Below are 25636 nucleotides of genomic sequence, written 5' to 3'. Positions count from 1 at the left end.
CATTCGAATCGTGCTTATCCGGCTATGACGACCATTCCGGGAGAGACCGCTGCGTATGCAATTGACGTTACGGAACCTGCAATTGTGTCGTTGTACATATCTACATCAGCCTCCTTCCATATTCTGTACGGCTTATTGTATGCCTCAGACCGGTGTTTGTCAACCCGGGCCAAGAGACCACGAAAAAAAGCCCCGATCGGATGAGCGATCGAAGCTTCGTTCTCAAATTCATTATGAAATGATGAATTTCACGATTACCGCTGCGGCGAACACGACGAACATGACCCCGAAGAAACCGCCAAAACCGATGGCAACGTCAAAAAAATCGTTGCGGGGTTCTTCGTTTACGTGCTCGCGCGGGTCTCTAACATTCTCCATGTGTACAATTTCCTCCTCGGGCGACGTTTGTTCCCCTTAGTATACCCAACAATCCGAATAAATGTAAAGCCGCCGTTCGTGACAATTGTGAGGCAACTTCATGCCTTTAGGCAAGTCATTACTCTCCATTACGCAAACAGGGGTTCGCTATGTTACAATAAGAAGAGTGACTATAACCGAGTTATTGCACATGAATGCGTTTCGCTTTAGGAGGGGGAGACGGATGGAGGAAAGCCAAGTAACGGGCTTGGAGGAAGAGCGTAAACAGGCTTCGGAGCGAATTCGCAACAAGCTCGCGCTGCTTCCCGATCAATCGGGCTGTTATCTGATGAAGAACGGGGAAGGCACCATTATTTACGTAGGGAAAGCGAAGGTTCTGAAGAATCGCGTGCGCTCGTACTTCAATGGCAGCCATAACGGAAAAACACAGCGTCTAGTATCGGAAATTCGTGATTTCGAATATATCGTCACATCGAGCAACATGGAGGCACTCATTCTGGAGTGCAATCTGATCAAGCAATATCACCCGCGTTACAATGTGCTCCTTAAGGACGATAAGACGTTTCCATATATCAAAATTACAAGCGAGAAGCATCCGAAGCTAGAGGTGACAAGGCGGATCGTAAAGGACAAAGGCAAATATTTCGGTCCCTATCCGAATGCGTTTGCGGCACAGCAGACGAAGAAGCTGCTCGACCGGCTCTATCCGCTGCGCAAATGCAACACACTGCCGGACAAGGTTTGCCTGTACTATCATCTGGGTCAATGTGTAGCGCCTTGTGAATTTGAAGTGGAACCAGGCACCTACGAAGCGATGGTGCATGAAATTACCCGTTTTCTAAATGGGGGGCATGAGGAAGTCAAACGGACGCTTCAAGGGAAAATGGAAGCCGCAGCGGAAGCGCTGGAATTTGAGCGGGCCAAAGAATTCCGAGATCAACTGCTCGCGATCGATGCGGTGATGGAGAAACAAAAAATAACGCTCACGGACGCAATGGACCGCGATGTCTTCGGATTTGCCGTGGACAAAGGCTGGATGTGTGTGCAAATCATGTACATGCGCAAAGGGAAATTGATCGAGCGCCGTGCGACGATGTTTCCGTACTACGGGGAAGCATACGACGATTTCATGACGTTCGTCACGCAATACTACAGCGATAATCCAGCGCTGCCGAAGGAGATTCTGCTTCCCGCGGCACCGGAAGAAGCCGGCGAGCAAGCGAGAGAAGAACGGCCGCAAGCCGCTGAAGCCTTTGAAGCGGTTCAGGTTCCTGCTGAACCGAGTAGTCAGGATGAGCTGAACGTAGACGAGACGGATGATGGCGAAGCGGCTCCCGGCTCGGCTGGAGATGAAATACGTTCATCGCTGCAGAAATGGCTGAAGGTGAAGGTGTTCATGCCTCAGCGCGGCCGGAAGAAGGATGTTGTAGCCATGGCGGTGGACAATGCGAAGGTGACGCTCGGTGAGAAGTTCCAGCTCATCGAACGGGATGAACAGCGGACCTCCAAGGCTTCGGAGGGACTTGCGCAAGCTCTCGGGATGCCGGGTATCCGCCGGATCGAAGCATTCGATAATTCGAATATACAGGGCACGGACCCGGTATCTGCGATGGTTGTCTTCACCGATGGGAAGCCGGACAAGAAGGAATACCGGAAGTATAAGGTGCGAACCGTACAAGGTCCGGATGATTACGAGACGATGCGCGAGGTCATCCGCCGACGTTACGAGCGTGTGATGAAGGAAGGGCTGCAGCTGCCTGACCTCATTGTCGTGGACGGAGGGCGGGGTCAGATATCGGCAGCGCTGGACGTGCTGGAGAATGAGCTGGGGCTTAACGTTACGGTATGCGGGATCGTGAAGGATGCCAAGCATAAGACCGCGCAGCTGATGTGCGGCGATCCGCCGGTCATCATTCCGCTGGCCAGGGATAGCCAGGAATTTTACTTGCTGCAGCGGATCCAGGATGAGGTGCATCGATTCGCGATCACATTCCACCGCGAGCAGAGGGGCAAGTCGATGATTGCATCCCGATTGGACGCGATTCCCGGAATCGGCGAGAAGCGACGTAAGCTGCTGCTGAAGCACTTTGGCTCCATCAAAAAAATAAAAGAAGCCGAAATCGAGGATTTCCGGCCTCTGTCGATTGGCGAGAAGCTCGCCGCTCAAATACTTGAAGCGCTGAAGGAAGAACCGTAAAACCGGTTCTTCCTTCTTTTCTTTGCCCATGCGCACTGCGCCTTTCATACGCTGGAGGGCTTATACATTCAGCTTATGCACAATAGCTGAGTGCTACATCTTGATCTCGCGAACAGGCGCCCTATTATGCCTATAGCGGATCAAGATCGCAATCGGGATGGGCAGAACGATGTAGATGATACCCATGAGGATATTAAACGCCGATCCCATGAACAGGAGGGATATGGCCATCATGATGCTGTTGAATATCGCATGCGCGAAGATGACCGTGATTAGACCGTAGCGCAGAAACACGTAGCTGAAAGCAAGACCGATTATCGTAAGCTCGAATAGCCGCGTTGTCGCGGGAAAGATCGGGTAGGTCACATGGCCCAGAGCCCAAATGACGGATGGAATGAGTGAAGCAACGAACGTATTGCGGATCCAGCGTTTCAAAATACCGATGCCGAAGAAACGGTATACGGCCTCCTCCGAAATGGCAGCACACCAGGCGAGCAGCGGAAACAGCCAGGGTGCGGCGAAATTATAAGGGGACTGGGTGACGTCCGTCGTCGACCATGCGCCTGATGCTTTCTCGATGACAAGCAGGATGACCGTTTGAGCGCCGAGCAGAATGAGGGCGATCAAGTAACCTAGCCACATGCTGCGCCAGACATGCGTCCCGTAACCTGGCTCCCCCATGCGCGGCCATAAATTACGGCCCATGGAGCGCCATAATCCGTCGCCGGCGACAAGCGAGAAGTAGACCGCCGCAGCCATGACGACGGTGACGATACAGGTAAGGGCGATCGCTATGACTGCGAACTCGGAAGCATTCGGGTCTTCCCCGAAGCTGGCGATGAGTCCGTCGGTCATGTTGATATTATTAACCAAATAAAACGCGAGAAATATACCGGTCAATGTCAGGCCCCGAAAAAAGGAGGTATGCCGGCGGTATAAAGCGCCATACACAATGGCAAGTACAAATAGGACGATCGATAGGAGAATGCTGCCGATCAGCGAGAGCTTGGACGCGAGTTTGGATTGTTCGTTCACGTAGGACTCATAATGAGCGGGTACGACGAACGCGGGTTTATAGCCTGTGATAACCGTTTGGCCGCCGGACAGTTCCTCCGTGCGGATAGATAGTCTCAGCTTGGCCTCATCGATGTCCTGACCGCTTATGTACAATTGAACCGTACCATCGGTAAGCGGCTTCTTGTCGGCTTGAATCGCTTCTTTAGCAAATCCTTGACTGACGGCAAAGGCAACTGCGGCATCCACCCGCTTCTCGAAGGAAGAACCCGGCTTCTTCTCTCCGTCCTTGCGGTTCCATGCGACGACAGCTCCGTTCTCCATATGGACATAAATAAACATGGTGCTTCCATCAGGCATGCTGGCCGATACCTGGTACGTATCTGTCGGGAATTTGGCACCATAGCGCTTCTCATAATCGCTTAACCGCTTTTGTTTGGATAAATAGCCATACAGCAGACTGTTCGATTGATGTACCGCATGCGTATTCTCCGGTACCTGATTGAACTGGCTCTGCGCAAATTCCGCGGCGGCGTGCTCCGCAGCGCTCTTCTTGATGACCTGCTCGCTGCTTGTGCCAAAGAATGCATCGGCGGTCACGGGAACGATTTGCACCACCAGATAGATTACGGCGCATACTGCGGCAAACCAAGCATACCTTTTCCAATTGGGCTGTGTGTCAGTTAGATACATGAGCTCACCTCTTCGACTGTATGGATCGGCACAAGAAGCAAAAAATATACTTGTACCATATCATTCTATGCAGAAAATATCCATGTAACCGCTTATTTCGCGATGCGGACGAGATAATCGATTAAGAAAACTCGCATGGCTTCGATTTGCCCTATTCACTACGTCAATTTGGCGCTATTCGGTTCTTTTTCTGTATGTTTTCCGTTTGGTGTTTTTTATGCCGGACCTTATAATGGGAACGAATTGAATAGCTCAGCCGAATTTCTAACGAAAACGGGGGAACCATATTGTAACCCAGCATCGCTGCCAGCGAAGGGTTACAAGGGGTGAATTTTGCAGCTGCGTCACAGGCGCGGATGCGAATAGGGCTGCCTTTCCAGGCCCGAATCCGTCAGCTAACCTCGTAGGCTGTATGGAACAGGACTCATCGCAAACAGCATTGGGCGTCCAGTGCTTTTTTTTGTGTCCGAAAACCGTACTTAGATCCAAATAAAGGGTGGAGGCTGATTCTTTGTACAAACTGTCCCGTTGGTCACCGCCTCGCATTCTCGTAACGGGCTTCGCGCTCATTATATTACTTGGAGGCTTGCTGCTATCGATGCCGTTCGCTTCTGCCGACGGCACGAGTACGCCATACATTGACGCGGTGTTTACGGCTACCTCGGCTACTTGCGTTACGGGCTTAGTTACTGTGGATACAGGGAGCCATTACTCGGTTCCAGGACAAATTATTATTGTGACGCTTATTCAGATCGGCGGTCTCGGCTTCATGACGGTGTCAACGTTGTTTGCCATCATGCTGCGGAAGCGGATTTCCCTGAAGGAACGGCTCGTGCTGCAGGAAGCGATGAACCAGAGCAGCATGGAAGGGATTATTAGGCTCATCCGGAAAGTGATGATTTATTCCTTATCCATTGAAGCGGCAGCAGCCGTGCTGTTCGCAATCCGCTGGTCCTTCGATTTACCGCTTGGAAAAGCAATCTATTTCGGCATATGGCATGCCATATCGATGTTCAACAATGCGGGCTTCGATTTGTTCGGCCAGTTCGGGACGCCGTTCGTCAGCTTTACGCAATATGTGAATGATCCGGTTATTAATATGGTCGCCATGCTGCTCATTATTCTGGGAGGCATTGGGTTCATCGTGATGTCGGATGTGATTGAGTTCCGTCACAAGAAGCGGTTGTCCTTGCATTCTAAAGTGGTCCTGTCCATGACCGGAGCGCTGCTGGCTATAGGCACGATCGTCATCTTCGTCTTTGAATTTACGAATGAACATACACTCGGCGCGCTCGGGTGGGATGGTAAAATATGGGCTTCCTTCTTTCAGTCAGTAGCTCCAAGGACAGCCGGTCCTAATACGGTTGACTTGAGCCAGCTCCGGCAAGCCACCCAGTTTTTTATCGTTATTCTTATGTTTATCGGGGCATCGCCAGGATCGACGGGTGGCGGGATCAAGACAACCACCTTCGCGACGCTGATCGGTGCGGTCATCGCGATGATTCGGGGGAAAGAAGATATCGTCATGTTCAATATGCGGCTGGGACGCGAGCGTATTTTTAAAGCATTGACGATCACGCTGTTATCGCTCGCCCTTGTTATTTTTGTCACGATGCTGTTGTCGACCACGGAGGATCAAGCTTTCCTCAAAATTTTGTTCGAAACAACCTCGGCATTCGGCACAGTAGGCCTATCGCTCGGGGTAACGCCGGAGCTGACCATGTTCGGCAAGATTGTCATCGCATTCATGATGTTTACCGGACGGCTCGGCCCGCTCACGCTTGCATATGCGCTAGGTCCGCGTACAGAGAAAGAATTGTTCCGGTATCCGGAAGGTAAAATTACGATTGGATAGGGAAAGTAGGAGAGAAGAGAATGAAGACGAATCAATTTGTTATTATTGGGCTGGGACGTTTCGGCTCCAGCTTGGCAAGGGAGCTTATCGAGCTGGATTATGAGGTGCTCGGCATTGACAAGGATGAGGAAGCGGTCCAAGACATGAGTCAAATTCTGACGCATGCCGTCGTGGCCGAGTCCACCGATGAAGAAGTGCTGCGTTCGCTCGGCGTCCGCAATTTCGATTGCGGGGTCGTGGCCATCGGCGACGATATTCAGGCAAGCATTCTAACCGCCATTCTACTTAAGGATCTAGGCGTTAAGAAGGTTGTCGCCAAAGCGATGAGCGAGCTGCATGGTCGGGTGCTGGAGAAAATCGGCGTTGATCGGGTCGTGTATCCGGAGCGGGATATGGGGATTCGGGTTGCGCATCAGCTTGTATCGCCGAACCTGCTGGATTATATCGAGCTGTCCAAAGAATATACGATCGCGGAATTAGCGGTCCCTAGATGCCTGAACGGCAAATCACTGCAGGAGCTTAATCCGCGTGCGCGTTTCGGCTGCAGCATCGTGGCAATCAACAAACCCAGTGGAATCATCATTGCACCGGCAGCTACAGATGTTCTTGCAGAGAAGGATATCATGGTCGTTATCGGCACGAATAATCAGATTGAACAATTTGAGGAGTCCGTTTCTCATTAATAGAGGGTAATGAACGCTATTTAATGAGAGAAACGGATTCAGATGTGAAAAATGGCAACAATAAAGGACAGGGCCGCATACATGGCGGTTTCTGTCCTTTATTGTTGCAGCGGCACGGATTGCTTGACGATCGCTAAGAACGTTTATAGAAGGTTGAGAGCCCCTCGACCCATAAGCGAACGGTCGGGCTGAGACTTTCCGGCTCAGCGTGAATGAGCGAGGTCGTCCGTTTCGTTCCTTCAAGCTCACGAATCGATACCACACTGAGATCATTATCGGCCAGCAGCTGCGGCCGCAAATAGGATTTTGGCAGCAGGGTACCGGCACGGCAAGTATGCAGCAGCCTCAGAATCGCTTCGAAGGAATCGATTTCCATTCGAACGTCGGGGAGCAGCCGGTATTTCTCGAATAACTCATCCGTTAATATGCGATACCAGGTACCCTTGGAGAAGAGAATCATCGGCATTCCATTCAGATCGTGAATTTCCGGCTTGCCCTTATCCATGATGAAATGGTTGCGGGGCAATACGAGAATGAGGTGGTCGTCGAATAGCGGTACGCATGTCAGCTGCGGATCGTCGATATGGGAGGCAACGATGCCGACATCGGCTTTCTTCTCCCGGACAAGTGTGACGATCTCGTGAGTCTTACCGGTAATGGCTTTAATGTCCAGCTCCGGACTCCGTTCCGTCAGAGCTTGAAGCATATCGGGCAGCGTTGTTTGCAGCGTCGTCAGACTGGCTCCGATCGTTAGCGTTGTGCGGCCGGCCGCTTTGTATTCCGCAACCAACTGCAAGTAACGGAGATGCTGCTGACGAACCTCGATCGCGTATTCATAGGTGAGCTGGCCGATCCTCGTCAGCTCCAGCCTTTTGCCGATTCGCCGGAACAGCTCGACGCCAAGCTCTTCTTCCAGTTTCGCGATTTTGCGGGATAGCGCGGGCTGAGACAGGTTGAGCAGCGTCGAGGCTTTATTCATGCTGGATTGATCGACGACGACAGCAAAGACATTCAATTCATGAATCATTTCGCGCCCCCTTTTGTCTGCTTATGCATATTGGTTATAACTTTTAATCGATAATAAGCAATTCCATTATAAGCACAAAAGGAGTATGATGTGAAGTGTGGCTAAAATGTGTCACGCTTCATGTTGACGCTGTCAGGGGTCGGGGTTACAATGAAACTTGGTGTTTTGACGAATGGTGACGGAAAAAGTATCCACAGTATTGAAAGGAGAACGCAGATGTTATGAAAGGAAATTCGTACTTATCGCGCAAGATTCACTCCCTTCTCGGAGTGATCCCGCTCAGCTTGTTCATCGTTGAACATATGCTGACAAACTTTGCGGCTGTCGAAGGCGGACCGCAAGGATTTAAAGACAGCGTGAACTTCTTGAATGGGTTGCCGCTTGTCTTCTTTTTGGAGCTGTTCGGCATCTGGCTGCCGCTGCTCTTCCACGGCGTATACGGCTTGTATATCGCTTATCAATCGAACTTGAACACAGGTCAGTACCAATATGGGCGCAACTGGGCATTTACGCTGCAGCGCATATCGGGCGTTATTACGTTCATCTTCGTGGTTTGGCATTTGTACCAAACTCGCTACCAAGTCATGGTTGGCAATGTAACACATGATGAGCTTGGCGGCGTGATGAACGGCATTGCAAACAACCCGGTATTTTTCATTTTCTACATTATCGGTGTTGTATCTGCGGTGTTCCACTTCAGTAATGGTATGTGGGCGTTCCTGGTTAGCTGGGGAATTACGGTCGGACCGCGTGCACAGCGCATCTCGTCTTACATTTGGATGGCCGTTTTCGTTATTGTAACGGCGATGTTCCTGATGTCGCTGGGGGCGTTCCGCGGCGACGAGTTTAAAGAAACAGCCTCTGCCGCACTGGCATGGGCGAATCTCGTTTAGGCTTTAAGATAAGGAGCGAATCGATATGGCAAAAAGTAAAGTGATTGTCGTCGGCGGCGGACTTGCCGGCTTGATGGCTACGATAAAAGCGGCGGAAGCAGGCATGCATGTCGACCTGTTCTCGCTCGTACCGGTGAAACGGTCCCACTCCGTATGTGCGCAAGGCGGCATTAACGGCGCAGTTAATACGAAGGGTGAAGGCGATTCCCCTTGGGAGCACTTCGATGATACGGTTTATGGCGGCGACTTCCTGGCTAACCAGCCTCCAGTCAAAGCGATGTGTGAAGCAGCCCCGGGCATTATTCACCTGATGGACCGGATGGGCGTTATGTTCAACCGGACACCGGAAGGTCTGCTCGATTTCCGCCGTTTCGGCGGTACGCAGTATCACCGTACAGCATTTGCTGGCGCAACGACGGGCCAGCAGCTTTTGTATGCGCTCGATGAGCAGGTTCGCCGCTGGGAAACCGCCGGACTTGTAACGAAATTCGAGCATTATGAGTTCCTTGGCGCGATCTTGGACGATGACGGCGTATGCCGCGGCATATCCGCTCAAGATCTACGTTCTATGGAAGTTCTTACGGTATCAGGCGATGCAGTTATTCTCGCATCTGGCGGTCCTGGCATTATTTTCGGCAAAACAACGAACTCGGTTATTAACACAGGTACGGCTGCGAGTGCCGTCTATCAGCAGGGTGTTCATTATGCGAATGGCGAATTCATCCAAATCCATCCAACGGCGATCCCGGGCGATGATAAGCTGCGCCTCATGTCCGAATCGGCACGGGGCGAAGGCGGCCGCATATGGACGTATAAGGACGGCAAGCCTTGGTACTTCCTTGAAGAGAAATACCCGGCCTACGGCAACCTAGTTCCGCGCGATATCGCAACGCGTGAAATTTTCCACGTCTGCGTAGACGAGAAGCTCGGTATTAACGGGGAAAACATGGTTTATCTCGATCTGTCGCATAAAGATCCGAAGGAGCTCGATGTTAAGCTGGGCGGCATCATTGAAATTTACGAGAAGTTCATGGGCGATGACCCGCGTAAAATTCCAATGAAAATTTTCCCGGCAGTCCATTACTCGATGGGCGGCATGTGGGTCGACTTCAATCAAATGACGAACATTCCTGGGTTGTTCGCTTGCGGCGAGTGCGAATACCAGTATCATGGCGCCAACCGGCTTGGAGCCAACTCGCTCCTGTCGGCTATTTACGGCGGTATGATTACCGGTCCGAAGGCCGTCGAATATATTAAAGGATTGAAAAAATCCGCTGATGATGTATCCTCCACCGTGTTCGACCGTGAGAAGAAGCGCCAGACGGACAAATACGAAAGCATCTTGAATATGAACGGCACCGAGAATGCTTATGTGCTTCATAAAGAGCTTGGGGAATGGATGACGAACAACATGACGGTCGTCCGCTTCAACAAGAAGCTGGAAGAAACGATCGGCAAGATTAAAGAACTGAAGCAGCGCTACAACAACATCAACATTAACGATACAGCGCGCTGGAACAATGCGGGTGTTGCGTTCACGCGTCAGCTGTGGAACATGATTGAGTTGTCCGAGGCCATGACGCTTGGCGCCTTGATGCGTAACGAAAGCCGCGGCGCGCACTATAAGCCGGACTTCCCTGAACGTAACGATGAAGAATTCCTCAAGACGACGAAGGCGACATGGACGGCAGAAGGTCCGCAAATTTCGTATGAAGATGTGGATGTATCGTTGATTAAGCCGCGTAAACGGGACTACTCGAAGGATAAGTAGAAAGGAGAATAACGATGGCGGAAACGACAGTTGCAACAAAAACGGTCAAACTCAGCATTACACGTCAGGACGCGCCGGATAAGCCGTCTTATACAGAAGAGTTTGAAATCCCTTATCGTGCGAATATGAACGTAATCAGTGCGCTGATGGAAATTCAGCGCAATCCGAAGACGAAGGACGGACAAGCAACGGCACCGGTATGTTGGGAATCCAACTGCCTCGAAGAAGTGTGCGGCGCCTGCTCGATGGTCATTAATGGAAAACCGCGTCAAGCATGCAGTGCGCTTGTCGATAAATTGGAGCAGCCGATCAAGCTAGCGCCAATGCGTACGTTCCCGGTTGTACGTGACCTAGTCATCAATCGCGAACGGATGTTTAATGCTCTGAAGCGTGTGAAGGCTTGGATCCCGATTGACGGCACCTATGATCTTGGCCCAGGACCACGTATGGCTGAGACGAAGCGTCAATGGGCTTACGAGCTGTCCAAGTGTATGACGTGCGGCGTCTGCTTGGAATCCTGCCCGAATGTCAATGACCGGAACAGCTTCATCGGTCCTGCGGCAATCTCACAGGTTCGATTGTTCAACGCCCATCCAACAGGCGAGATGAACAAAGAGGAACGTCTCGAAACGCTGATGGAAGACGGCGGCATCGAAGGCTGCGGCAACTCGCAGAACTGCGTGCGCTCGTGTCCGAAAGGCATTCCGCTGACAACCTCCATTGCAGCGATCAACAAGGATACAACCAAACAGCTGTTCAAATCTTGGCTCGGCATGTAAGAGGCTCAAGAGGCTGATTATAGAATTCAATTCAAAAAGTCTCCAGTACCGCTTGTTAGCAAGCAGGTGCTGGAGACTTTTTATCGTATAGCCGATGCTAAACTCGAGAAACGGAAAGAAAACAACCCCGTGCACAGACATGAACATCTGCGCACGGGGCTCCAAGCTGTCTAGTCTAGCACCACTGCTCGCCCCAATCCTGGATGGATTGAATGACGGGCTCAAGCCCCAGACCCTTCTCGGTAAGCTCATATTCGATCCGGACAGGCATCTCCGGGTACACGTTGCGTTTGAGGATCTGGGATTGCTCCAGCTCCTTCATGCGGTCTGTCAGCATTTTATCACTCATATCGGGAATCTGTTCTTTAATCTCCTTGAAGCGCTTAGGACCCCCGAGCAGTACCCGAATGATTAAACCGGACCACTTCTTGCCGAGAAGTTCGGCGGCTGTCTCGTACTTTGGACACATATGGGAATAATCCATTGGTATCACCCCTCTATCGGTAATTCTATTGTATCACATCGTGATTTTAAAAAGGAAGAGATCATGAAAAAAACTTCATAACTTTAGTAAATATATGTACTTTACATAAGTTAGTTAATGGCGTATACTTACTTTCAGCAAGCAAATGAACAAACAAAGGGGAGAATTGATATGGTAAGTGTAAGTGCAGGTTTATTGGTTATCCGGGTGGTTCTGGGCTTGTTATTCGCCGCGCACGGCGCTCAGAAGCTGCTGGGATGGTTTGAAGGTCCAGGGCTCAAAGGAACAGCTGGATGGCTGCAATCGATGGGGGTGCGTCCGGCTATGCTAATGGCCATCGCTGCAGCTGGAGGCGAATTCGCAGGCGGTCTTCTATTCGCACTTGGGTTGTTCACATGGTTTGCCGCCATCCTGATCGTCGTTCCGATGATTGTCGCCATTGCGAAGGTCCATGGTACAAACGGGCTGTGGGCAACGAAGAACGGATATGAATATAATCTTGTCATCATTGCGATCGCGGTAGGCGTTGCATTCACGGGTGCTGGCGACTATTCTCTCGATCACTGGCTGTTCTAACCGACGTCCATATCCGTAACCGTCAAGGTCAATGACCTTGACGGTTTTTAGCTTTTCTTGCAAATGTGTTAGTATATTGTCGGCTGGAAACGTTATAATGGTTGATACACAACTGCACAAAGATAGAATTGCGAAACGAAATCATAGATGACAATGAGGTGCATCATGGCAGACGATTGGGGCTTCTACGAACGACGGACGGAATCGGAGCAGATGCGCGTCCTGGTGAATGTCGGTTACAAGGGGAGCGCCCCCTTGTCGGAATATGGCGATCTGCTGTCTATTACCGTGAATCTGTATACAATTCTGCGTAATAAGCGAACGAAGCAAGCGCTGGTCGCGCAGCTGGAACGGTTTGAATCGAAGCTGGAGGGATGGCTTTCGGAAACCTTCTCGGCCCTTTATATAGGCAGGATCAATACCGTGAACCGACTCGAATTTTATTTTTACTGCAAGAACGATGTCTTCGACGGGGAGCGGTTCCGGAAGTGGATGGAGGGAAGCTGGGAATTTCGTGTGTCCGAATATCTCAAACCGGATCCGGATTGGTCCTTCTATCGCTATATGCTGCCGGACGAGCTTGAAGAGCTGTATGTTCACAACGCGCATATGATCTATGCACTTATTCATAAAGGGGATGATATCAAGCAGCCGCGCCATGTATACCACTGGCTGTTGTTTCGGAAGGCGGAGGACAGGCAGGAGATGGAGCAATCCGTCAAGAAATTGGGTTATCTGATCGAGCGGGAGAAGGAAGGGGAGCCGGATACAGGCTATCCGTATCCGCTGGTTATTAGCCGGTATGACGATGTCCTGCTGGACACGGTTAACGAACGGGTTCGAGAGCTGTACCGGCTTATCTCTGATTACGATGCACGTTATGACGGCTGGGGTTCTGCGATGAAGCTTTCTTCCACCAATCGGTTTAAGGCCGGTTACCGCAAAATTAGGGAAGCGATGATACTATCGCTCAAACGTATACGCTCATGCCGACGGTAAGATTTGTTACAACCGGATAAGGATAAGTCCGCCAAAGGTCAACGCGAACGCCAACCACTGAAGCAGTGACAGCCTCTCGCGATAGAGCACGATGGAGCCAAAGGCGACAACCAGACTGTTTGCCGCGAATATGGGGCCGGCAATATTGGCCTGGCCGGTTTGAAGAGCTATTGTATACAGCTGGAGTCCGCCATAGGAGAATACGCCCGAGAGCAGTCCGAGGCGCATGCCGGTTACAGCGGCTTTGGAAGCATAGCGGGAGTACTGCTTCCGCGGATGCGAAGAAATACGGCTTTCGATGCCAACGGCTTGAGACCGTTCTTTGCCTACTGCCGCTCCGAACCAGACAATAGATAGCGCGTAGGCGATAAATAAGACAGGAGCGCCGGATAACCCGATTTCATCGGTGACCTTCAATCCGCCGTTCCGGATGGCGAACAGCAGGATACTTAATCCGACGTAGAGGTACCAGATCTGTCTTTTAATTGTCAATTGCTCGTTCCCGCGTATGGAAATAAACACAACCGCAGCTAGCAACAGCAGAACCCCCATCAATTCCATGCGGGTGAATGCTTCATTGTAGCCGAATGTGCCCAGAGCCATGACAAGTACGATATTCATATTCGTTAGCGGGGACGTTAAGCTGGCGGGTCCGTTCTCGAGCGCCTTCATGAACAAGGCGTTGCCAAGCGCCGATCCAATGCCGATCAGCAAGCCGGCAGCCCATACCCTCCAGTCGGTCAAAGCTGGGAGCAGCGTACGTTCAACCACCGCATGAATGCCAAATCCGATCGTCCCCGAAATATATAAGCCCAGAAGCAAGTAAGCGGAGGAGCCGCTCCGCATCTGGGAAACTTTCATCCACCAACCGGCCAGCCCGAACAGCAAAGCGCTGCCTACGGCCGCTGCAAACCACATCGGTTAAGCCAACCCCTTTTAGACAAACATGAAGAACCCAGACCATTCGTACGATGAATAAAGTACACCTTCATAAGGCCCGACATTAGAATGACGCAATTTGTTACACAAATGAAATAGTTCTGTTATCGCACTTTCACATTAGTAGGCTATTATAATAAACAAGACCCCCTTTTTACTATATAATTTTTTGGACCTGCCATTTGAGCAGGTCCACTTTTTTTTGTTTAGCTGTATTCAGTTCAATCGATGGGTACAATAACCTTCCGTTTTTCCTTGAAATAAACCCACTGCTTAAAGCCGATTTCCTGGAGCCGTTTACGTACCAGCTCCCATTCATCTCCGACCCGGCTCGGCTTATGCGCATCAGATCCGAATGTGACCTGTACGCCATAATGCAGCGCGCGTTCGAGCATCGCGTCGGATGGATACCAGCCCCCGCATGACTTGGTTTTGCCCGATGTGTTGATTTCGATGGCGACTTCACATTCGGCAATGGTTCGCATGGTTTCGTCGATGGCTTCGCTCGCAGGGAGGTCGGCGAAGGCCGGGTAATAGCCCTTCATGGCATCGATATGCCCGAGCACCTGGAAGAAGCCGGCGCGCGCCGATTGGCGGATTAAATCATAATAATGGATTTTCTCTTGGATTTGCTTCTTCTCGTTTAAATTCTTCCAACGATTCCGATTGAAAATGCTTACGCCGCGCGTTTGATGAACCGAGCCGATAATGTAATCGAACGGATAAGGCTCATACATGCGGCGGTACAATTCGGCGTGTTCGGGGTAGAAATCAGACTCTATACCGAGGAGCACATCGATGGTTCCTTCGTATTTGGCTTTGAGCCGCAGCACCTCTTGGATGTAATTATCGAAGTCGCTTTTGGCCATGGCGATTCCGGGTTGAGGCTGATCGTGCTCGCTGGCGAAATAAGGCGAGTGATCGGAGATGCCGATCGCCGCGAGTCCAGCTTCCTTGCCGGCTAATACATACTGTTCAATATCGCCGTCAGCATGTCCGCATCTGAAATGATGCGTGTGCAGATCAAATTTGATCATGATTCGTTACGCTCCCTTACTCGCTGCTAATGAAATGATCTTCCGGCATTCCTTTTAAATCGCTCAAAAACTGCTGCATGGCGGAATTCAAATAACGACCGGATTTATAAACGACACCGACAGGGTGGCTTAAATCAAGCTCGTTGACCTTAATCATCTTCAGTGTGCCGAGGCGAACCTCATTGGCGATGGACAGCTTGGAGACGACTGCAGCCCCGAGATTAATTTCGACCATCCGTTTCACTTCCTCGCTGCTGGACAGCTCCATCAGTACATTTGGCTGAAGGCTGTACTTTCGGAAGATGCGGTCAAGAAAACGTCTGCCTAGCGTGTCCGGGGACAGCATAATCATGGGAATGTCTCTCAAGGATTCAACGGTTGTATGCTTCAAATGACTCATGAAATGATCCGGAGAGACGACAAGCTCGTAGGTATCATAGTACAAAATGGACGTTTCCACGTTCGGGTTGCGTTCGGATAAGTATGTGATACCGATGTCGACGGCTCCGTTCTCAACGGCTGTCATGACTTGCGAGGAGGGCATGGAATGGATCGTTGTCTTTATTCTTGGAAATTGATCCTGGAAATATGAGAGCACGCGCGGAAGAATCTGTATGGCGATCGATGCTGTGGTACCGAGGACAATATGTCCTTGCGGCGTCTGGCTCAGGTCCGACAGCTTCTGCTTCAATTCCTCGACGATGCCAAGAATTTTCTCTGCGTGATCCAGAAAGACTTGTCCGCGGTCTGTAAGTGTAACGGGCTGATTCCGGTCAATCAGTACCGTCTTGAACTCATCCTCCAGACTCTTAATCTGTGCCGAGACGGCAGGCTGAGTTAAGTTTAGCAGCTCGCCCGCTTTCCGGAAGCTCATCGTCTTGGAAATGGTTAATAATGTTTCAAGTTGGCTAATGTTCACGGAATCCCTCCTTTGATCAATCTTTTTTATCACTAGTCTCTCTATTATAAAGCTTTTTATGTTAGACCGCAAAACAGGATATCCCAGAAAAATGACGTAAAGGCTTTTATTTCAAGCATATACTGAGGTTGAAGCGCCTCCTTTACAATATTTTTAGAAGGAAATGATTTCTTTTTGTCGAATGGGTTGGACTAGAGACGACATGAAACCTGTCGTCCAGGAGGCCAAAGAAGGGCGGTATTCACGTGAATCGAAAAGCGGTTCGCAGCTGGCTTATGTACGACTGGGCCAATTCGGTATTTGCAACCACCATTCTGGCGGCGGTTATGCCGATTTATTACAAGGATGTGGCTGGCGCCGGGCTGCCTGGCAATACCGCGGAGAATTATTGGGGCTATACGCAGACGGTTGCCATGCTGTGCGTAGCGTTATTGTCCCCGATCATGGGCGCGATTGCCGATCATTCGGGCTCGAAGGTGAAGTTCCTGTCCTTCTTCGCCGTTATGGGTGCGCTGGCGAGCGCGGCATTGGCATTAGCCGGCGAAGGCAGCTGGCTGCTCGCTTCAACGCTCGTCGTCCTTGGCACGATTGGCTTCTCAGCAGGAAATACGTTCTATGACGGTTTGCTGACCGATTTAGCGAAGCCGGAGGAACGCACAAGCCTAAGCTCGAAGGGCTATGCGCTCGGATATTTAGGCGGGGGCCTGCTCCTGGCTGTCAACATTGCGATGATTGAAGGCTGGAGCTTATTCGGGTTTCCGGATAAGACGACGGCAACGCGTACCGCCTTCGTGACGGTCGGCGTCTGGTGGCTGCTGTTCTCCATCCCGTTGATGCGGCATGTGAAAGAGACGGCTAAGGGTCATGCACAGGGCGTAGGCGAAGCAATCAAGAGCGGATTCATTCGGATCGGTAAGACCTTCAAGACGGCAAAGCGGTATCCGGAATTATTGAAATATATGGCGGCATTCTGGTTTTTTAACGATGGAATCAATACGGTTATTGTGATGGCGACGATCTATGGCAGAGGGATTGGCATCGAGACGACCCACTTGATTGTGGCGCTGCTGATAACGCAGTTCGTAGGTTATCCGAGCACACTGCTGTTCATCAAGCTGGCTTCACGGTTTGGGGCGAAATCCTCGCTCAACGGTTCTCTTGCCGTCTATGTCATTATTGTCATTCTCGGCTATTTCATGACAAGCGCGCTTCACTTCTATTTACTTGCTTTCATGGTGGGTCTTGTACAGGGCGGCAGCCAGGCAATTGCGCGATCGCTTTACGCGAATCTGATTCCGCCATCGCGGACGGCGGAGTTCTTCGGATTTCTGAGCTTATCCAGTAAATTCTCCTCCGTGGCAGGTCCTTTCGTGTTCGCTGTTACGGGCACCATTACAGGCTCCAGCCGTCTAGCTATTTTGTCACTTGTCGCCTTTTTTATTATCGGAATCATCCTGCTTGCATTCGTCAACCTGGATAAAGGCCGACGTGAGGCACTGGCCGAAGAAACAGGTATTTAAGGCGGCCAGGAATAACAAAGAAGGCTTTCGTGGATTATCACTATCCAGGAAAGCCTTTTTCTTGCTTATACGTTCAGAGCCAATCTTTCTTGCGGAACAGGTAGAACATGCCGAAGCCGAGGGCGAGCATGAGGGAAATGAGAATATACGAACCAAAGTGCAGGTGAGTCCCTGGCAGGTAGTCGAAGTTCATCCCGTATACGCCGGTGAGAAAGGTGAGCGGCATGAAGATGGTGGTAAGTGCGGTAAACACGCGCATGATTTCGTTCGCCCGTGCGGAGAGGCTGGATTGGTATGCCTCGCGTAAGTTGCCCATCAGATCGCGGTAGGTCTCGAAGGTCTCAGCAATCTTAACGGCGTTCTCGTAGATGTCGCTGAAATATTTTTGGAGCTGGTCGTCAATCAGCTTCAGATCTTTCTTGTTAAGCGTGGCAATGACATCCCTTTGCGGGCCAAGTACTTTTTTGAGCCACAATATTTCGCTTCGCAGTCCGATAATTTCGGTCAGATGCGATTTCTTCGTGTGCATTAATATATCTTCTTCCAATGAATCGATTCGGGTTTCGATCCGGTCCCCGACAAGAAAGTAATTATCCACGACAATATCGACAAGGTGGTATAGGAACCGGTCCGGCCGATCAACTTCCTCTTCCCATAAAATGGGCTTTAATGAGCGCAGCTCGTTAATTTTCTGCTTCGTGACGGTAATGATGACATGCCTTCCGAGAAAAATGTTCAGAGCACGCAGAAAAATTTCTTCGTCATCGAATCGAATGCTGTTAATAACAATAAAATAATGGCCATCGTAAATTTCGATCTTCGGACGCTGCTCCTCTTCACTGAGGCAGTCTTCCACGGCCAGATCATGCAGCGCAAACAACGGCTGCAATATGGCCAAATCGTCGACATCGGCATCGATCCAATAGAAGCCTTGGGCCGGCGCGACCAACGCGTCGTTAATATTTTGAACCGGCGTGAACACGCCTTGATTCACCAAACGGATTTTCATCCTCGCCATCTCCCTTCATCCCATGATGATTATTTCCCCGGATGCCGGAATCCAAAAAAGAGAGATACGTGATCACGAATCAAGCCATGTCAGGTCGGTAGTAGCCATCCTTTAAAAAGCATAGCGGCTTGCGACGAACATGGATGTTCATGAGACGATCTGTTCTTACGGTACCGGTTATCAATGCGGTTGCCCGCAGGCCTCGGGTCGCCTTCCATGTTCGCTAACACCCCTTTATAATCGATTGAATATTCCTTTGGAACAATCCTTGCCCTAGTATACTCCTACAAGGTCTTTCCATTCAAGCGTTAAGTACATGTACCTAACGCAACCAGCATATGCGGCGCACTGAGATCCGGTGTGGGCTTGCGTATTCACTACTTCGAAGGAATCCCCTTGACGGGATTGCCGGAATGATTTAAAGTAAAGCTAAGCATAAAACCAACTGAATAGGATAGCTTTCTTATCAAGAGCAGGCGGAGGGACACAGCCCAATGAAGCCCGGCAACCGGCGTAATAGCACGGTGCTAATTCTTGCGGAAACGTAGTTAGTTTCTGAGAGATGAGAGGCGCATGAATGGACCCTTTATGCCCCTTCTCCACTTTCGGAGAGGGGGCTTTTCTCGTTCTTGCAATCTCCCCTGGCGCTGATCGACTTATAGCGAATCCTAATCCTACCCGCGATTCACCTTAACCATAAAGGAGTGATTGAGATGCCGATTAAAGTGCCGGATCATTTGCCAGCCAAAGAAATCTTGAATAACGAAAATATTTTCGTCATGGATGAGAGCGTTGCATACCACCAGGACATACGTCCGCTGCGGATCGCCATTCTGAACCTGATGCCGACTAAGGAAACGACGGAAACTCAGCTGCTCCGTCTTATTGGCAACACGCCGCTTCAGGTAGAGGCTGTCCTGCTTCATCCGAAGACGCATATTTCCAAAAATACATCCTTCGAGCATCTGGAATCCTTCTACAAGACGTTCGACGAGATTGAGCACGAATATTACGACGGAATGATCATCACGGGCGCGCCGGTCGAGCACTTGCCGTTCGAAGATGTGAACTATTGGGAAGAACTGAAGATGATCATGGACTGGAGCGCACGCCGCGTTACGTCGACCTTCCATATTTGTTGGGCGGCGCAAGCTGGGTTATATCATCATTATGGCGTGCCGAAATACGATTTGAGCGAGAAGATGTTCGGCGTATTCCCTCATACGATTGAGAAGCAGAACGTACCTCTCCTTAGAGGCTTCGATGAACAGTTCTTCGTGCCGCAGTCACGGCACACGGACGTACACCGGGAGGATATCGACCGGGTTACGGATCTGGAGGTATTATCCGTGTCCGAGGACGCTGGTGTATATATTGCGGCTTCACGCAATGGCAGACAAATTTTCGTAACAGGCCATTCCGAGTACGATCCGCTGTCGCTCAAGTACGAATATGACCGTGACAAAGCCAAGGGAATGGCGATCGATGTGCCGAAGAACTATTTTCCGCATGACGATCCATCGCTTCTGCCGCGTTCGAGCTGGCGTGCGCATGCTAATCTGCTGTTCTCCAACTGGTTAAATTACTATGTGTACCAACAGACCCCTTACGATTTGGGTGCCGGCATTTAAGAATGGTCCGCTGATTAATTGAAGAGGAGCTGCCTGCCCGTGCTGCTGGAACTCACTCTTGATACTTGTAGAAGGAGCTTCTAACCTATGAAAATCGAAAGTCGTTTAGCCCAAATCGGATCGGTGAGCGAGCCGGTAACCGGGGCTGTCAGCTTCCCTGTCTATCAAGCAACTGCATTCCGCCACCCTCGTCTTGGTGAAAGCACAGGCTTTGATTACTCCCGCACGAAGAGCCCTACCCGTAAAGTGTTGGAGGATGCATCCGCACAGCTGGAGTCCGGAGATGCCGGATTCGCATGCAGCAGCGGGATGGCTGCACTGCAGACGATCTTTGCCCTGTTTGGACAAGGCGATCATCTAATCGTATCCCTTGATTTGTATGGAGGGACTTACCGGCTGCTGGAGCAGATCATGAGCCGTTTCGGCGTGAGCGCCTCTTATGTCGACACGAACGACATCGATGCCATGTCTTCGCTCTGCAGGCCGAACACGAAAGCCGTTCTGATCGAAACACCGACGAATCCGCTGATGATGATCACCGACATTGAACGTGTCAGCGCCTGGGCGAAATCAAAGGGACTGCTGACTATCGTCGACAATACGCTGCTGACGCCATACCTTCAGCGCCCGATTGAATTAGGAGCTGACATTGTTGTTCACAGTGCGACCAAATATCTCGGCGGGCATAACGATGTTCTGGCTGGCTTGATTGTCACCAAGGGCAAGGAGCTGTCGGATAAGATGGCATTCCTGCACAATTCGATCGGCGCCGTGCTCGGCCCTCAAGATTCCTGGCTGCTTATGCGCGGTTTGAAGACACTGGCGCTTCGAATGGACCGCCATCAGGAGAATGCGACTCGGCTTGCGAACTGGCTGCTCGAGCACGAGGCAGTGGAGGATGTTTATTATCCGGCGCTGCCCCATCACCCGGGACATGATATTCAGAATCGGCAGTCGTCCGGCAATACCGGTATTTTCTCGTTCCGGTTGAAGGATGCTCGTTATGTCGAGCCGATCCTGCGGCATATTCAACTGATTGCTTTCGCCGAGAGTCTTGGCGGCGTGGAATCGTTGATGACGTATCCGGCCGTTCAGACTCATGCGGATATTCCGGAAGAAATCCGCCGTCAGGTCGGCGTAGACGACCGGCTGCTTCGATTCTCCGTCGGTATCGAACATGCAGACGATCTGATTGCAGATTTGGCGCAGGCCCTTGAAGCGGCTAAACGCGAAACTGGGGAGGCGCAATAAGGTGACTAAGATCCGATATGATTTTGACCGCATCATCGACCGCAGTGGGACGGCCTCTTATAAATGGGATCAGTCCGAGAAGCTCTTCGGAAACAAGGATGTTCTGCCGCTATGGGTAGCGGACATGGATTTCGAAGCCCCTAGGGAAGTAGTCGACGCGATTACGGAACGGGCGAAGCAGGGGATTTACGGTTATACAATTAGAACGGAATCGTACTTCGAGGCCGTGAGCGGATGGTTGTCCCGCCGCCATGACTGGAAGGTCCAGCATGAATGGATTTCGTCGAGCCCCGGTATCGTTCCGGCGCTCAGCATGATGGTGCTGGCGTACACGGAACCAGGCGACCGGATTATCCTGCAATCACCGGTATACTATCCATTCTATGATGTCATTCGCATGAACGACCGGGTCGTCGTGGACAATCCGCTCATTCTTCAGGACGGGCAATACCGGTTCGACTTCGATCTGCTGGAACAGCAGGCGAAGGACGCCAAGATGCTGCTTCTATGCTCGCCGCATAATCCCGGCGGACGTGTGTGGACACGGGAAGAGCTGAAGCGGATTGGTGAGATTTGCCTGCGGCATGACGTGCTCGTTGTGGCTGATGAAATTCATCACGATCTCGTATTCAAGGGTCATCGTCATACCCCGTTCGCGGCGATTTCCGATTCGTTCGCGCAAGCATCCATTACGTGCATCGCACCGAGCAAAACTTTCAACCTGGCAGGCTTGCAAGCGGCATCGGTCATCATCCCGAATGAGAAGCTCCGGCTTAAATATACATCGCTGCTGAAGACGCTATCTTTGCATATGGAAAGCTATTTCGGGCTGACAGCGGTGGAAAGCAGCTATACGTACGGCGAAGAATGGCTCGAACAACTGCTCGTCTATCTGGAAGGCAATCTGGATACGCTGCTGCAGTATGTGGAGACCCATATTCCCGAAGTGAAGGCCATTCGTCCGGAGGGGACGTATATGGTTTGGTTGGACTGCCGAGCGATTTCTGACAGCCCTTCGGAGCTGAAGAAGCTCATGTTCGAGCAAGCGGGCGTCGCGTTCAGCGAGGGCTCGGTGTTCGGCAAGCAAGGGGAAGGATATCTGCGTGTGAATCTGGCTTGTCCGCGTTCGATACTTCAGGAAGCGCTGGAGCGGTTTGGCAAGGCCGTCCAAGAGGCAAAGGCCAATTGAGTACCGACCAATTGAAATGTAAAAGCCGCACCGCCGCAGTCAAAGCCTCGATGGGTGACTGAGGCGGTGCATTTATGTTAGGATGGACATATAGGTTGAGCTGGCTAAGGAACGTTGGTTCCGAAGAGAAGGAGGGTCCGAAGGATGAGTCAAGTGGACCGTATATTACAGGATGCACTTAATGGGAAACGACCGATGCTGGAAGACGTCGTTACGTTATTCGAGTCCGATGAGATTGAAAAGATGGGTCATGCCGCGAACCAGCTTATGCTGAGACGGCATCCGGATCCAATTACGACGTTTGTCGTTGGCCGCAATATCAATTATACGAACGTCTGCGACGTTTATTGCCGGTTCTGCGCCTTCTACCGCGCACCGGGATCGAAGGAAGGCTACGTTCTTTCTGATGAAACCATTCTGCAGAAAATTCAAGAAACGCAGGATGTTAACGGAACGGAAATCCTCATGCAGGGCGGTACGAACCCCAACCTGCCCTTCACGTATTACTTGGATCTGCTGCGCAAAATCAAGCAGCACTTTCCCGACATTACGATGCACTCGTTCTCGCCGGCGGAAATTCACAAGATGCGCGACGTATCGGATGGACTCTCGCTGGAAGAGGTTATTCGTCAACTCCATGAAGCCGGACTGGATTCGCTGCCTGGCGGCGGCGGAGAAATTCTCGATGACCGGACACGCCGCAAGATCAGCCGTCTGAAGGGCTCATGGACGGATTGGATGGATGTCATGACGACCGCCCATAAGATCGGAATGAACACAACGGCGACAATGGTCATCGGTTTTGGAGAAGAGATGGAAGAGCGTGCCCTGCATCTGCTGCGCGTACGCGATGCTCAGGATGCTTGCATTGCCAACGGCTATGATTCCAAGGGATTCTTGGCTTTCATTCCGTGGACGTTCCAGCCGGACAATACGAATATGAAGCGGGAGAAAGCGACGCCTGAGGAATATTTGAAGACGCTGGCCATCAGCCGCATTACGCTCGACAACATTGATAATTTCCAATCCTCATGGGTCACGATGGGACCTGAGATAGGCAAGCTGTCGCTATCCTACGGCTGTAATGATTTTGGCAGTACGATGATTGAAGAGAACGTCGTCTCTGCTGCAGGTACGACGCATAAAGTAAACATTGAACTCATTCTTCAATTAATACGCGAAGTAGGCAAAATACCGGCTCAACGCAACACGCGATACGATATTCTGAAGATGTATCATGATACGGACACGGTTGCGCAAGATTTTGTTATGCAGAATTAGGTGAAGATATAGAAAAACGTCAGGAATTTATTCCTGACGTTTTTTTTATATCCAGTTCACCAGCTTGCTATCGAATGGCTCGGAGGCGATGATGGTCTTATTCTTGCCGCTGTTCTTCGCCTTGTAGAGCGCTTCGTCTACCCGATTGAAAAACCTTTCCTTGCCTTCCCCGTCGAAATAAGGAGCAAAGCCGATACTGACGGTGACGGGCTTGCCGTCAAGCGCCTCATGCAGATAGGAGCCAATTGCTTGCCGGATGGTTTCAACGAGAGCATAGGCATCATCCGCAGATTTATCTGTAAACAGTACAGCGAATTCTTCCCCGCCATATCGTGCGACAAAGTCATTCATAGAAGCTCTCGAGCGGATCATGTCCGCTACCTGTTTCAATACCCTATCTCCAGCCCGATGACCGTATGTATCGTTCACATGCTTGAAATTATCGATATCCAGAAGCGCAAGCTGCAACGGAAGCTGGTTCCGCTCATGCTGTTCGATCAATTTTTCGAAAAATTCATGGAACGTCATATGGTTATACAATTCGGTAAGAGCATCGGTCTTCGCCAGCTTGTCCATCCATATAGTCTTCACGAGCAGCTGCTGATTGGACTCGAAATAAGATTTCAAGTGATTCATCAGCTCCTTGCCGCGTAGAATAATTCCCCAAGCGACTAAGGTGAAGGCGGTAAACATAACCGTAATGGTGGTTAGACTTACGAGCGAAAGATCCTCGCGCATGGGATCATTGATTCCGTACAGCACATAAAGGGAAGAAAGCGTATTTCCGAAAGCAAACAGCAGTTTTCTTGTGTGAAAATAGAAGATGGATACCATCACAGGAAGAAAGAGGGCCAGTAATAAATAATTGATTGAATTGTGGATGATAACGATTACGGAAGCGAGTATGGCTGAAGTGAAGATCAAGATGTAGTCCTGATACTTGCCCTTAAGAAGCTTTAAGCCGCATTCGGCCAGAAACATAACGGAAAGCTGTATGATGGAAGGTCTCAAGATGTAGTCCGTCATGAAGGATGTGTTCGAAATGTCGGATACGGTTAAATATAGAAATTCCAGAATAATGGTTAGTACCAGAATGAACCAGAATCCGTTTAACAGCATTCGATTCCATCGGGAACGTTTATAATCCAGTGATTCAAAATCCATTAGGTTCACTCCAGCGGCCAACTTCGTATAAATGACAATATACCACGAATGTACATTCATTCCAATCCCTAACCAATTCCTCCATCCGTTGTATCGTATATATGCTTTTACTGGACCATATACTGTACAGGTGAAGTATTAGGGTTGAGCCACAAACAATAACGAAGTCAATGCTTCTGATGTGAGTTTTTGCTTAAATTTGTTGCCTTCCGGCACAAATTAGGCATAGCCACGCAAAAACGAAGTCAATGCTTCCGATGTGAGTTTTTGCTTAAATTTGTTGCCTACCGGCACAAATTAGGCATAGCCACGCAAAAACGAAGTCAATGCTTCCGATGTGAGTTTTT

At 50.6% G+C, this 25636-nt stretch carries 22 protein-coding genes and 2 riboswitches; of the genes, 13 read left to right on the top strand and 9 right to left on the bottom strand.

The features are described from left to right. Window positions 1-231 precede the first annotated feature (231 nt). A complete protein-coding gene (locus NNL21_RS08190) occupies window positions 232-378 on the bottom strand; it encodes a YqzM family protein (RefSeq protein ID WP_204817682.1) in 147 nt (48 codons plus the stop codon). A 223-nt stretch (window positions 379-601) separates the two neighbouring features. On the opposite strand from NNL21_RS08190, the gene uvrC reads away from it, so the two are divergent. After that, window positions 602-2575, top strand: coding sequence for an excinuclease ABC subunit UvrC (uvrC, locus tag NNL21_RS08185; protein ID WP_204817683.1), 1974 nt, complete (start codon window positions 602-604; stop codon window positions 2573-2575). 93 nt (window positions 2576-2668) lie between these two features. Here the strand turns inward: uvrC and NNL21_RS08180 are convergent, their stop codons facing one another. Then, window positions 2669-4282: a CPBP family intramembrane glutamic endopeptidase gene (locus tag NNL21_RS08180; RefSeq protein WP_204817684.1), complete on the bottom strand. Its 1614-nt coding sequence runs from the start codon at window positions 4280-4282 to the stop codon at window positions 2669-2671. Between the two features lie 244 nt (window positions 4283-4526). Further along, window positions 4527-4707, top strand: a riboswitch (cyclic di-AMP (ydaO/yuaA leader). Between the two features lie 86 nt (window positions 4708-4793). Between NNL21_RS08180 and NNL21_RS08175 the strand changes: the two genes are divergently transcribed. Together NNL21_RS08175 and NNL21_RS08170 are read left to right on the top strand one after the other, a co-directional pair. Beyond that, a complete protein-coding gene (locus NNL21_RS08175) occupies window positions 4794-6137 on the top strand; it encodes a TrkH family potassium uptake protein (protein WP_256555116.1) in 1344 nt (447 codons plus the stop codon). A 20-nt stretch (window positions 6138-6157) separates the two neighbouring features. Continuing rightward, window positions 6158-6820: a potassium channel family protein gene (locus NNL21_RS08170; RefSeq protein ID WP_204817685.1), complete on the top strand. Its 663-nt coding sequence runs from the start codon at window positions 6158-6160 to the stop codon at window positions 6818-6820. 133 nt (window positions 6821-6953) lie between these two features. Here NNL21_RS08170 and NNL21_RS08165 read toward each other — a convergent pair whose 3' ends face one another. Next, entirely contained in the window at window positions 6954-7847 is an 894-nt protein-coding gene (locus NNL21_RS08165) for a LysR family transcriptional regulator (protein ID WP_204817686.1), read from the bottom strand. Window positions 7848-8068: 221 nt separating this feature from the next. Between NNL21_RS08165 and NNL21_RS08160 the strand changes: the two genes are divergently transcribed. The 3 genes from NNL21_RS08160 to sdhB are packed head-to-tail and all read left to right on the top strand — an operon-like array spanning window position 8069 to window position 11290. Next, window positions 8069-8740 (top strand): succinate dehydrogenase cytochrome b558 subunit, encoded by a 672-nt coding sequence (locus NNL21_RS08160; protein ID WP_204817687.1) that lies wholly within the window; start codon window positions 8069-8071, stop codon window positions 8738-8740. A 25-nt stretch (window positions 8741-8765) separates the two neighbouring features. Beyond that, window positions 8766-10511, top strand: a complete 1746-nt coding sequence (sdhA, locus tag NNL21_RS08155) for a succinate dehydrogenase flavoprotein subunit (protein WP_204817689.1) — start codon at window positions 8766-8768, stop codon at window positions 10509-10511. A 14-nt stretch (window positions 10512-10525) separates the two neighbouring features. Beyond that, on the top strand, window positions 10526-11290 hold the full coding sequence (gene sdhB, locus NNL21_RS08150) for a succinate dehydrogenase iron-sulfur subunit (protein ID WP_204817691.1): 765 nt from the start codon (window positions 10526-10528) through the stop codon (window positions 11288-11290). 175 nt (window positions 11291-11465) lie between these two features. Here the strand turns inward: sdhB and NNL21_RS08145 are convergent, their stop codons facing one another. After that, complete coding sequence (locus NNL21_RS08145) at window positions 11466-11774, bottom strand: winged helix-turn-helix transcriptional regulator (RefSeq protein ID WP_204817692.1); 309 nt, start codon at window positions 11772-11774, stop codon at window positions 11466-11468. Window positions 11775-11945: 171 nt separating this feature from the next. On the opposite strand from NNL21_RS08145, the gene NNL21_RS08140 reads away from it, so the two are divergent. Both NNL21_RS08140 and NNL21_RS08135 read left to right on the top strand, forming a co-directional pair. Then, window positions 11946-12350, top strand: coding sequence for a DoxX family protein (locus tag NNL21_RS08140; RefSeq protein ID WP_204817694.1), 405 nt, complete (start codon window positions 11946-11948; stop codon window positions 12348-12350). Between the two features lie 165 nt (window positions 12351-12515). Next, complete coding sequence (locus NNL21_RS08135; protein WP_204817696.1) at window positions 12516-13349, top strand: DUF695 domain-containing protein; 834 nt, start codon at window positions 12516-12518, stop codon at window positions 13347-13349. A 6-nt stretch (window positions 13350-13355) separates the two neighbouring features. Here NNL21_RS08135 and NNL21_RS08130 read toward each other — a convergent pair whose 3' ends face one another. The 3 genes from NNL21_RS08130 to NNL21_RS08120 all read right to left on the bottom strand — a co-directional run bounded on the left by NNL21_RS08130 (window position 13356) and on the right by NNL21_RS08120 (window position 16244). Beyond that, window positions 13356-14267 carry a DMT family transporter gene (locus tag NNL21_RS08130; protein ID WP_204817698.1) on the bottom strand — a complete coding sequence of 304 codons (912 nt, stop codon included), beginning with the start codon at window positions 14265-14267 and terminating at the stop codon, window positions 13356-13358. Between the two features lie 242 nt (window positions 14268-14509). Then, window positions 14510-15322: a histidinol-phosphatase gene (locus tag NNL21_RS08125; RefSeq protein ID WP_204817962.1), complete on the bottom strand. Its 813-nt coding sequence runs from the start codon at window positions 15320-15322 to the stop codon at window positions 14510-14512. A 19-nt stretch (window positions 15323-15341) separates the two neighbouring features. Further along, on the bottom strand, window positions 15342-16244 hold the full coding sequence (locus NNL21_RS08120) for a LysR family transcriptional regulator (RefSeq protein ID WP_204817701.1): 903 nt from the start codon (window positions 16242-16244) through the stop codon (window positions 15342-15344). Between the two features lie 245 nt (window positions 16245-16489). Between NNL21_RS08120 and NNL21_RS08115 the strand changes: the two genes are divergently transcribed. After that, the gene (locus tag NNL21_RS08115) at window positions 16490-17764 is read left to right on the top strand and encodes an MFS transporter (protein ID WP_204817703.1); all 1275 of its coding nucleotides are present in this window, start codon (window positions 16490-16492) and stop codon (window positions 17762-17764) included. 73 nt (window positions 17765-17837) lie between these two features. Here NNL21_RS08115 and corA read toward each other — a convergent pair whose 3' ends face one another. Continuing rightward, window positions 17838-18773, bottom strand: a complete 936-nt coding sequence (gene corA / locus NNL21_RS08110; RefSeq protein ID WP_204817705.1) for a magnesium/cobalt transporter CorA — start codon at window positions 18771-18773, stop codon at window positions 17838-17840. 460 nt (window positions 18774-19233) lie between these two features. Continuing rightward, window positions 19234-19342, top strand: a riboswitch (SAM riboswitch). A gap of 144 nt (window positions 19343-19486) precedes the next feature. On the opposite strand from corA, the gene metA reads away from it, so the two are divergent. The 4 genes from metA (at window position 19487) to mqnC (ending at window position 24125) form a co-directional block, all read left to right on the top strand. After that, window positions 19487-20404, top strand: a complete 918-nt coding sequence (gene metA, locus NNL21_RS08105) for a homoserine O-acetyltransferase MetA (RefSeq protein ID WP_204817708.1) — start codon at window positions 19487-19489, stop codon at window positions 20402-20404. 87 nt (window positions 20405-20491) lie between these two features. Then, on the top strand, window positions 20492-21655 hold the full coding sequence (locus NNL21_RS08100) for a PLP-dependent transferase (RefSeq protein ID WP_204817710.1): 1164 nt from the start codon (window positions 20492-20494) through the stop codon (window positions 21653-21655). 10 nt (window positions 21656-21665) lie between these two features. Then, window positions 21666-22844, top strand: coding sequence for a PatB family C-S lyase (locus NNL21_RS08095; RefSeq protein ID WP_204817963.1), 1179 nt, complete (start codon window positions 21666-21668; stop codon window positions 22842-22844). 144 nt (window positions 22845-22988) lie between these two features. Next, window positions 22989-24125 carry a cyclic dehypoxanthinyl futalosine synthase gene (mqnC, locus tag NNL21_RS08090; RefSeq protein WP_204817712.1) on the top strand — a complete coding sequence of 379 codons (1137 nt, stop codon included), beginning with the start codon at window positions 22989-22991 and terminating at the stop codon, window positions 24123-24125. A 45-nt stretch (window positions 24126-24170) separates the two neighbouring features. Here mqnC and NNL21_RS08085 read toward each other — a convergent pair whose 3' ends face one another. Further along, window positions 24171-25289 carry a GGDEF domain-containing protein gene (locus NNL21_RS08085; protein WP_204817714.1) on the bottom strand — a complete coding sequence of 373 codons (1119 nt, stop codon included), beginning with the start codon at window positions 25287-25289 and terminating at the stop codon, window positions 24171-24173. Window positions 25290-25636 lie beyond the last annotated feature (347 nt).

Source organism: Paenibacillus mendelii, from assembly GCF_024498075.1.
Lineage (GTDB): Bacteria > Bacillota > Bacilli > Paenibacillales > Paenibacillaceae > Paenibacillus_Z > Paenibacillus_Z mendelii.
The sequence above is the reverse complement of the archived record's forward strand: the minus strand, read 5'-3'. Positions and strand labels throughout refer to the sequence as shown.